The sequence below is a fragment of the Streptomyces sp. NPDC020490 genome, assembly GCF_044335305.1.
GTDB lineage: Bacteria > Actinomycetota > Actinomycetes > Streptomycetales > Streptomycetaceae > Streptomyces.
Window position 1 is genome coordinate 41,806 of sequence record NZ_JBIRUY010000053.1, and the last position, 9,070, is coordinate 50,875.

A 9,070-nucleotide genomic window follows, 5' to 3' on the forward strand; every position below is an offset into this window, starting at 1 on the left:
ATCATGCAGCCACTGCCCGCGTCCAATCCGTCCGGCAGGGCGGATCACGACGTCGCCATCCTGGGCGCCGGCATCGCCGGGTCCGTCCTGGCCGCCATCCTGTCCCGCAACGGCGTGAAGACCGTACTGATCGACGCGGGGACGCACCCCCGGTTCGCGGTGGGCGAGTCGACGATCCCCTACACCTCGGTGATGCTGCGCATCCTCGCCGCCCGCTACCGGGTGCCGGAGATCGCCCACCTGAGCCACTTCTCCACGATGCGCTCCAAGGTGTCCTCCAACTCGGGGCAGAAGCGCAACTTCGGCTTCGTGTACCACCGCGAGGGCCAGCGTCAGGACCCGCACGAGATCAACCAGTTCGTGATCCCGGTGGCCCTGTCCACCGAGTCGCACATGTTCCGCCAGGACGTCGACGCCTACATGTACAACGTGGCGCTGAGCTACGGCACCACGGGCCGGCTGGCCACCCGGGTGACCGACGTCGCGATCGACGGCTCCGGCGTCACGCTCGCGGTGGAGAACGGGCCGGAGATCCGCGCCCGCTACATCGTGGACGCCGGCGGGCACAACTCGCCGCTGGCCCGCAAGTTCGGCCTGCGCGACGAGGTGCCGCAGCAGCGCACCCACTCGCGCACCCTCTTCACCCACATGATCGGGGTGCGTCCGTACGACGACTGCCCGGCGGCTCAGGGGCACGACAACCCCAGCCCGTGGCACGAGGGCACGCTGCACCACATCTTCGACGGCGGCTGGCTGTGGGTGATCCCCTTCGACAACCACAAGGGCGCCACCAACCGGCTGTGCAGCGTCGGCCTCACGCTGGACCCGCGCCGCCACCCGAAGACGGACACCCCGCCCGAGCAGGAGTTCGCCCGGTTCCTGGAGCGCTTCCCGGCGATCGCCCCGCAGTTCAAGGACGCGGTGGCGGCCCGGCCGTGGGTGTCCACGGGCCGGCTGCAGTACTCGTCGAAGAGAATCGTCGGCGACCGCTTCTGCCTCACCTCGCACGCGGCCGGTTTCGTGGACGCGCTGTACTCGCGCGGCCTGACCAACACCACCGACGTGGTGAACTCGCTGGCCTGGCGGCTCATCGAGGCGGCCCGGGACGACGACTTCTCCGCGGAGCGCTTCGCCCACGTCGAGACCCTCCAGCAGGGCCTGGTGCGGGCCCACGACGACGTCGTCGGGTCCTCCTTCACGTCGTTCCGCGACTACGGCATGTGGAACGCGACGTTTCGCATGTGGGCCCTGGGCACGGTGCTCGGCACCCTCAACGCCCAGGACGCGCTGGTCCGTTTCCAGCGCACCGGCGACCACATGATCTGGCGGGAGCTGGAGGCCCAGCCGCACCCGGGCGCCCTCTTCCCGGCCAGCGTCGGCTTCAACAAGATCACCGACGCGGCCTGGTCCGCCTGCCGGGACGTCGAGGCCGGACTGATGACGCCGGACCGGGCCACCGGCGAGCTGTTCGACCTGCTCCAGGACGACGGCTACGCCCCGCCCCCGTTCGGTCTGCACGACCCGGAGAACCGGTTCTACAACCCCAACCCGCCGCGGATGCTGCGCACCATGCACTGGGCCAGGCGCGGTGCGGCGGCTCCCGACACCGGGCCCATCGTGGCCAGCGCGCTGGGCGGCTTCCTGCGCTCCCGATTCCACAAGAGCGCCTGAGGGCGAAGGAGGAGAGCACCATGCCCAAGGACGAAGAGGCGCCAAGGCCGACGACGGAGAGATCGACGGACACAGCGACGGACAGCACGGGGACGCGCGGCCGCCGGTCGCGGCCGGCCGCGACCCCGAAGGACGTGCAGGCGCGGCGCGCGGCCCGCGCGGCGGACGGCAAGGACGGGCGGACGGCGCCCGGGGCGGCGGACGCGGCGCAGGACAGCGGCTGGCTGGAGGGCGCCGAGGCGGTGGGCGCGGCCGAGTCCGCGCTGCCCGACGAGCCCGAGGACATCCGGCCCGAGGACATCCGGGCGGCAGCCGCCCGCACCGAAGGCGCCGGGACCGAAGGCGGCCGCGCCGGAGCCGTCCGCGGCGCGGGCGGCGCCCTGGCGGACGGGCCGTCGCGGATCGTGGCCGCGGCGGCACCGGCGTCCCGCCACAAGGTCGCCGTGCTCGGCGCGCACCTGGGCGGCGGCATGCTCGCCGCGGTCCTGGCCCGGGCCGGCCTCGACGTGGTCCTGGTGGACTCGGCGCACGACGCCGCGATCCCGGCGGGCGAGACGACGGTCCCGTACACCGCGGAGGTCTTCGAGCTCCTCGCGCGCCGCTACGGCGTCCCGGAGCTCGCCGCGCTCGGCCACTTCGGGCAGCTGCCCGCTTCGGTGCGCGCCGGATCCGGGCTGAAGTCGAGCATCGGCTTCGTCTACGCCCGCCCCGGCGCCCGCGTCCGCCCGCACCACAAGCTGCAGTTCAACGTGCCCAGCGAGCACGGCGAGTCGCACCTGTACCGCCCGGAGGTGGACGCCTGGGTGCACCGGGTCGCCGTCGGCCACGGGGCGAAGGCGCCGCAGGGCCGTCCCGTGCTGAAGGACGTGCGGGGCGAGGCGGGCGACTTCACGGTCGAGCTGGCCGACGGCAGCAGCGTGGCCGCCGAGTTCGTGGTCGACATGTCCGGGCCGGACGCCCCGATGCTGGCCCGCCTGGGGCCGGAGCCGGCGCTGCGTCCGCTGCGCCACTCCTCCCGGGTGCTCACCGCGCACCTGCGGGGCGTACGGCCGCTGGAGCGGCGGGTGGACCCGGGCCCCGGCGGCACGGCGTGGACGGGCGGCACGACCCAGGTGGTCTTCCCCGGCGGCTGGATCCAGCTGGTGCCGTTCGGCTCCGAGCGGGACGGGGACGACGCGCTGACCAGTGTGGCGGTCAGTCTGGACACCAAGCTGTGGCCGCAGGGTTCGGCGTCCGCGGAGGAGGACTTCCAGCAGCTGGTCCGTCAGTTCCCGGACCTGGCCTGGCAGTTCGAGAAGGCGACCACGGTACGTCCGTGGACGAGCGCGGAGCCGTGGCAGTACGCGGCCACCGCGGCGGCGGGCCCCGGCTTCGTGGTCCTCGACCGCTCCGCCGTGCGCTGCGACTTCACGCTCTCCCGGGACGTCACGCTGACCGCGGAACTCGTGCACGAGGCGGCGGCGCACATCATGGCGGCGGCGGCCGAGGACGACTGGTCGGTGGCGCGGTTCACGGCCCTGGAGTCGTTCCAGGCGGCCCTGATCGAGCACAGCGAGCGGCTGCTGGGCACGGCGCTGACGGCCACCACGGACTTCCGGCTGTGGAACGCCTTCTGCCGGGTGTGGCTGCTGCACTCGATGTTCGCCGCGCTGTCCCTGAAGCGGGCCCGCAACGACGCCCTGGCGTCGGCCGGTCACCCCGGACAGTGGCGGGAGCTGGGCCGGCACCGGGGCGCGGGGCTGTGGTTCCCGGTGTATCCCGGTTTCGTCGCGCTGTTCGACGACATGGACCGGCTGGTGCGCCAGGTCGCCGACAACCGGATGGACGCGGGGGCCGCCGCCGAGCGGATCTTCGGCCAATTGCGTCAGGCCTCGTTCGTGCCGCCGCTGTTCGGCTTCGGCGATCCGACCGACCGTTACTACAACTTCACTCCCCTCAAGCGGATCAAGACTCTGCTGTGGGCCAAGCGCCGGGCCCCGCACATGGTCCGGCGGGTGCTCACGCCGGGGGCCACCGTTTCCCCCAGCGTCGAGCGGTGACCGGCCGGCCGGGCGTCACCTGACGGTGCCCCGGAGAAGCCGCCGTTCCGCGTCCGTCTGGCGGGCGGAGAGCGGAACGGCGGCTTCGCATGCGGGCGTCCGGTGGCGGCGCGGTGCGCCTCGTGTGCGGGCGGCGACTGCCGGTTCCGGCCAGCCCGCCCACCGGCGCATCCGGCGCGGCTGGACACGGCGCACGGCCAACGGAATGCTCCCTACCGGGGAGTCACCTCATGTGGAATGCTGGTAACCTTGATTTCCACATCCCATGAATTAACGGAGGGGCAATGAGTAACGGAGCCGGGAGCCCCTGCCCGAACAGCACCCGTCGCGGCGCCACGCCCCGCGCGGGCCGCCCCACGCGGGGCGGAGGCCGGCGGCCCGGTCAGAGCGGCACCAGGAACCAGATCCTCACCGCGGCTCTCGAGCTCTTCGCGGACAAGGGCTACTCGGGCACCACGATGCGTGGCATCGCCCAGCAGGCCCGGGTCGACCCGGCGCTCATCCACCACTTCTTCAACAACAAGGACGGGCTGTTCCAGGACGCGGTCTCCTCGCGCCTGGACATGTCCGCCCTCTTCGACTCCCTGACGGACGACGAGGTGCAGGCGGGCCGCCAGAGCCGCGGCGAGTGGGTCGCGCGCGCCTTCCTCTCCCTCTGGGAGGACGAGTCGACCCGGCCCGCACTGGTCGCCGTCTACCGCACCAGCCTGTCGGACGAGGCGACGGCCAAGACCTTCCGGGACCGGATCGAGTCGTCCTTCGAGGCCTGCCTGAGCCGGTTCGTCCCCGAACGGTCCGACCGCGCACCGGCGTTCACCTCGCTGGTTTCCGCGCAGCTGGCGGGTCTGGTCATGCTGCGCTACGTGCTCGCGGTGGAGCCGCTCGCCTCGCTGGACTTCGAGGAGCTGATGGACTGGCTCGCGCCTTCCATCCAGGTCCACTTCGACCGCCTGGCCGAGGAGTAGCCGCAGACGGCGGCGATCCTGCCGGCCCGTCCGCCCGCCCCGGCGCCGGTCTCGACGGCCCGCGTCGTGGCGCCCTCCGCCCGCGTCGTGGCGCCCTCCGCCCGCGCCAGGACGAAGACGCCGCGCCCGGCCACCAGCGCGGCGGCGGCTCCGGCCAGCGCGGTGGCCGCACCCGCGGCACAGCGGTCGCCGAGGACGAAGACGCCGACGACGGCCGCGAACACCGGGTTGACCAGGGTGACCGTGGCCAGCGGCGCCTCCAGGCCGGTGCGGTAGGCGCGCTGGCACAGCAGGAGCCCGCCGGGCGCCAGGCAGATCACGCCGACGGCGAGCAGGACGGCCGTGCCCGGCTCCCCCGCCCCCCGTCCGGTCAGCTCCAGCACGGCGGTCTGGGCCAGCGCGGAGGCGGCGCCGAACGCGACGCCGGCGGCGGCCGCGCAGGCCAGGCTGCTGACCGCCGCCCGGCGCGCGGCGAGCGCCGCCACCGCCAGGACGCCGAGGGCCGCGGCGGCCAGCGCCCCGACGCCCAGCGCCTCCCGTCCCTCCAGCGGACGGCTGACGCCCGCGGAGGGAACCAGCATCAGCAGCCCGACGACACCGGCCACGGTCGCCGCCGTGCCCGACCACTGCTCGGAGGTCATCCGGTGCCGCAGCAGCGGGACCGACAGCAGCGGCGCCGCGACCAGGGTGAGCACGCCCAGCATCTGCACGGCGACCAGGGAGCCGTAGCGCAGGGCCGCGGTGTGCAGCAGCGCGCCGAGCGCGTTGAGCAGGACGGCGGCCCACCACGCGGGCGAGCGGCCGAGGCTCGTGCCGCCCGGTGCGCCGGACCGCGCGGCCGTCGACCGCTGCGCGACGGCCGCGGCCGCGTACACCAGGGCCGAGGCCGTACCGAGCGCGAGAACCGTCCACACGGTGTCAGCGACTTCCTTTCGCCGCACGGGAGGCGGCAGTAGCGGAAGAAATGCGACGGGCCGGGGTGCCGCCGTCGGGCGGCGCCCCGGCCCGGACGCACGGGGATGCCGGGGCGGGCGGCGACGGCGTACGTCCCGCCCGCCCCGGGTCAGTCGCTCACGCGCCGCCCGGCACGTCGGCGACGTCCTCCGGCCGGACCTTGGGCAGCGCGAGCACCAGCAGGCAGGACAGGCCGAAGCAGCCGATCTGCCAGTACACGACCTGCTCGAAGCTGTCGCTGAAGTTGGCCTTGCGGGCCTCGGGCACGGCCGTGCCGAGCACCGCGTCCTTCACCTTCTGCTTGACGTCCTGCGGCAGCGGGCTGTTCGCCATCTCCTTCTCGATCCGCGCGCAGCTCGCGGGCGTCTCGGTGAGGTCCTTCTGGTTCATCTTGTCGTGGAAGCAGGTCTGGAAGGACGTGGTGATCTGCGTCTGCTGCGCCTCGGCCACCCCGGCGGCCGCGAGGTCGCTGCGCAGCCGGGGCACCGCCGACGCGCTGGAGTCGTCGGCGTTGGACCCGAGCAGCCCGTAGAACAGGATGCCGGCGACGGCGATACCGATGGCGATGCCGACCTGCTGGACGGTGGCGAGCATGCCGGACGCGGAGCCCGCGTTGCTGGAGCGGATGCCGGCCAGGATGATGCCGGTGCACGGCGCCAGGAAGAAACCGCCGCCCATACCGGCCACCATCAGGGAGGGGATCAGCTGGTAGCCGTGCAGGTCGGAGCCCGCCCAGTGCAGGGTGCCGATGACCCCGGCCATGCCGACCAGGAGCAGACCGGTGCCCAGGGCCAGCGTCTTCGTGCCGAGCTTCCTGACCACGGCCGCCGAGCGTGCGGAGCCGACCGCGATGAGGGCGGCGAAGCCGAGGCTGACCAGACCGGCGGAGATGGGCGTGTAGCCGAAGCCGATCTGCAGGCTCATGAAGAACGTCATGAAGAACGACGGGATGCCGGCGAAGAACACGACGCTGATGATGAGCCCGACGGTGAACGACCGCTCCTTGAACAGCCCGGTGGGCACCAGTGGGGAGCGGTCGGCCGACTTCGAGAGCTTGTTCTCGTAGAGGAAGAACTCGGCGAGCAGCACCGGGCTCAGCACCAGCAGCGCCAGGCTCCAGCCCGGCCAGTCGTGCTCACGGCCGATGACCAGCGGCAGGATCAGGCTGAACAGGCCGGCCGTCAGGATGCCGGCGCCGGTCACGTCGAGCCGCTGCGCGCCCGGTGCGGAGGACTCGGGGATCTTCGCCAGGCCCAGGCACAGGGCGATCGCGCCGATGGGCAGGTTGACGTAGAAGATCGCACGCCAGTCGGTGCCCATGATGTTCAGGTCGATCAGCCAGCCGCCGAGGACCGGGCCGAGCACGGTGCCCAGGCCGACCGAGGCGCCGTACATGGCGAGGGCCTTGGGGCGTTCCTGCTTGGAGAAGGTGACCTGGATGATCGACAGGACCTGGGGGAACATCAGGCCCGAGCACATGCCCTGAAGCACCCGGGAGGCGATCAGGAACGTGGAGCTGGGGGCCGCGCCGCACAGGGCGGAGGCGATGGTGAAGCCCAGCATGCCGATGAGGAACACCTTGCGGCGGCCGTGGATGTCACCCAGCCGGCCGCCGGTCACCAGGGTGCAGGCGAAGGCGAGCGAGTAGACCGCGACGACGAGCTGGATCTCGGCGAACGTGGCGCCGAGATCGCTCTGCAGCGACGGCAGCGCGACCATCGTGATGGTCGTGTCCAGCATCTGCATGAAGATCGCGGACAGGGTGACCGCGAGGATCAGCCAGCGCGCGGGGTTTGCGGTGGCGGACGGAGCGGGTGCGGTGCCGGGCGGAGCCGTCACGCCGGTGTCGATGGATTCCATGATTCCTCCCTGGGTCGACTGCCTTGCCCGACAGCGCCCTCAATATTTCACTCTCCAATGAAGTCTACGAGCACTGAATTCTTTTGGGCAACCGCGGCGACCGTGATCCGGACACTCGTCGTCCGCTCGACCGCCCACCGATTCTTCGGAGTTGACCTGCGACAACCCGGTGGCCAGGGCACGGACGGCCGCCACCCCGGCCACGAGGGGAGCGCCGGACGCACGGATGTCCGACACCGCGAAGAACGGACCCCGGCCGCCGCACGACGGCAGACGCCGGCACAGGGACGCCGGCACGGGGACGACGGCACTGGGACGACGGCACTGGGACGACGGCACAGGGACGACGGCGCGGAGACGCCCACACCGGGACGACGACAGGGAAATGACAGCGGGGATACGACGGCACGGTGCCGGGCGGGATCGAACGCCGATCCCGCCCAGCACCACCGCCGAACGTACGCGCGGCCCCTCAGGAAGAGGCACGGGCGCCGCCGGCGATCCCCTGCGGCGTGAGGAACGCGGCCACGACCGGAGCCAGCGCGCGCACCATCCTCTCGTCGTCCTCCGCCAGCCCGGGATCCAGCAGCCCCATACGGCGGGACGTGTTGACCCCGATGAACAGGCTGCTGATCAGCCACACCTTGATCTCGTCGGCGCCGCTGTCCGCCACCTCCCTGGGCAGCAGCGACTGGCTCAGCCGCTCCCTGGCCGCGGGCAGGTCCGCCGCGGACCGCAGGACGCCGAGGATGCGCCGCTGCTGCACCGGGTCGTTCCAGTCGGCGACGGCGTGCCGCATCAACCATTCCGCGGCGTCCGGATCGCCGCGCTCCATCGCCTCCCGGATCGCCTCGGCGGGTCTGACCGTCTCCTCGACCACAGCGCTGTAGAGATCCTCCTTCGAGGCGAAGTAGTGCCCGATCAGTGCGGGATCACAGCCGGCGTCGGCTGCGACGGCCCGCAGGGAGGTGTTGCTGTACCCCAGTTCGGCGAAGAGGTCCGCCGCCGACCTCATGATCGCGCGGCGGGTTTCGGATGCGCCTCTAGCGTTTGCCACGGCGGCACTTCCTCTCGATCCCGAGTCCCCCGAAGGACGCGCGACGCGAATTCATCTTGGCGTGAAGTCTACGTTCAGTGACTTCTTCGGTCAAAGCTTTGCGCCGCGCGTAGACCGCTTGCAGGCGCCACTCCCCGGCTGGCCTGCGCTTCGACCGCGGATGCCGGCGGCACCCCTGCCACGAACCCCGAACGGCCGGACTCTACCCCCACCCCCAGGGCAATTCAACACCCATTGAAATCATCGTTCGTTGAGCTTAGGCTCGCGATGGGCTTCCGCCCCCGTCGGGCCGTACGACACGCGCATTTTCCGTCCAGGGAGAGGCACTTGCCGGTGACGAATCAAACAGAGCAGCTCGACCGGGTCGTCATACGCTTCTCGGGCGACTCGGGCGACGGTATGCAGCTGACAGGTGATCTGTTCACCTCCGAGACGGCGTCGTTCGGCAACGACCTGTCGACGCTGCCGAACTTCCCCGCCGAGATCCGCGCTCCCGCAGGCACCCTGCCGGGCGTGTCGTCGTT

Annotated in this window: 6 protein-coding genes and 1 pseudogene; 4 read left to right on the forward strand and 3 right to left on the reverse strand. The window is 72.1% G+C overall.

The features are described 5' to 3' along the window. Positions 1–3: 3 nt before the first annotated feature. The 3 genes from ACH4ZX_RS37130 (at position 4) to ACH4ZX_RS37140 (ending at position 4,675) form a co-directional block, all read left to right on the forward strand. Positions 4–1,671: an NAD(P)/FAD-dependent oxidoreductase gene (locus tag ACH4ZX_RS37130; protein ID WP_398282811.1), complete on the forward strand. Its 1,668-nt coding sequence runs from the start codon at positions 4–6 to the stop codon at positions 1,669–1,671. 20 nt (positions 1,672–1,691) lie between these two features. Then, complete coding sequence (locus ACH4ZX_RS37135; protein ID WP_398282813.1) at positions 1,692–3,710, forward strand: NAD(P)/FAD-dependent oxidoreductase; 2,019 nt, start codon at positions 1,692–1,694, stop codon at positions 3,708–3,710. Positions 3,711–3,994: 284 nt separating this feature from the next. Beyond that, entirely contained in the window at positions 3,995–4,675 is a 681-nt protein-coding gene (locus ACH4ZX_RS37140; protein WP_398282815.1) for a TetR family transcriptional regulator, read from the forward strand. On the opposite strand, the gene ACH4ZX_RS37145 is transcribed toward ACH4ZX_RS37140, so the two are convergent. From ACH4ZX_RS37145 to ACH4ZX_RS37155, 3 genes are all read right to left on the reverse strand, one after another. After that, complete coding sequence (locus tag ACH4ZX_RS37145; RefSeq protein WP_398282817.1) at positions 4,570–5,589, reverse strand: hypothetical protein; 1,020 nt, start codon at positions 5,587–5,589, stop codon at positions 4,570–4,572. The two genes, ACH4ZX_RS37140 and ACH4ZX_RS37145, sit on opposite strands and share 106 nt — an antisense overlap. A 157-nt stretch (positions 5,590–5,746) precedes the next feature. Continuing rightward, positions 5,747–7,489 (reverse strand): MFS transporter, encoded by a 1,743-nt coding sequence (locus ACH4ZX_RS37150; protein WP_398282819.1) that lies wholly within the window; start codon positions 7,487–7,489, stop codon positions 5,747–5,749. A 472-nt stretch (positions 7,490–7,961) separates the two neighbouring features. Next, positions 7,962–8,546 carry a TetR family transcriptional regulator gene (locus ACH4ZX_RS37155; protein WP_398282821.1) on the reverse strand — a complete coding sequence of 195 codons (585 nt, stop codon included), beginning with the start codon at positions 8,544–8,546 and terminating at the stop codon, positions 7,962–7,964. A 333-nt stretch (positions 8,547–8,879) separates the two neighbouring features. On the opposite strand from ACH4ZX_RS37155, the pseudogene ACH4ZX_RS37160 reads away from it, so the two are divergent. Beyond that, positions 8,880–9,070, forward strand: a pseudogene (locus tag ACH4ZX_RS37160) (2-oxoglutarate ferredoxin oxidoreductase subunit alpha); the annotation flags it as partial.

Coding starts and splice junctions, on each gene's coding strand:
- ACH4ZX_RS37150 (WP_398282819.1), bottom strand. CDS start 7,489: ATGGAATCCATCGACACCGGCGTGACGGCTCCGCCCGGCACCGCACCC.
- ACH4ZX_RS37135 (WP_398282813.1), top strand. CDS start 1,692: ATGCCCAAGGACGAAGAGGCGCCAAGGCCGACGACGGAGAGATCGACG.
- ACH4ZX_RS37130 (WP_398282811.1), top strand. CDS start 4: ATGCAGCCACTGCCCGCGTCCAATCCGTCCGGCAGGGCGGATCACGAC.
- ACH4ZX_RS37140 (WP_398282815.1), top strand. CDS start 3,995: ATGAGTAACGGAGCCGGGAGCCCCTGCCCGAACAGCACCCGTCGCGGC.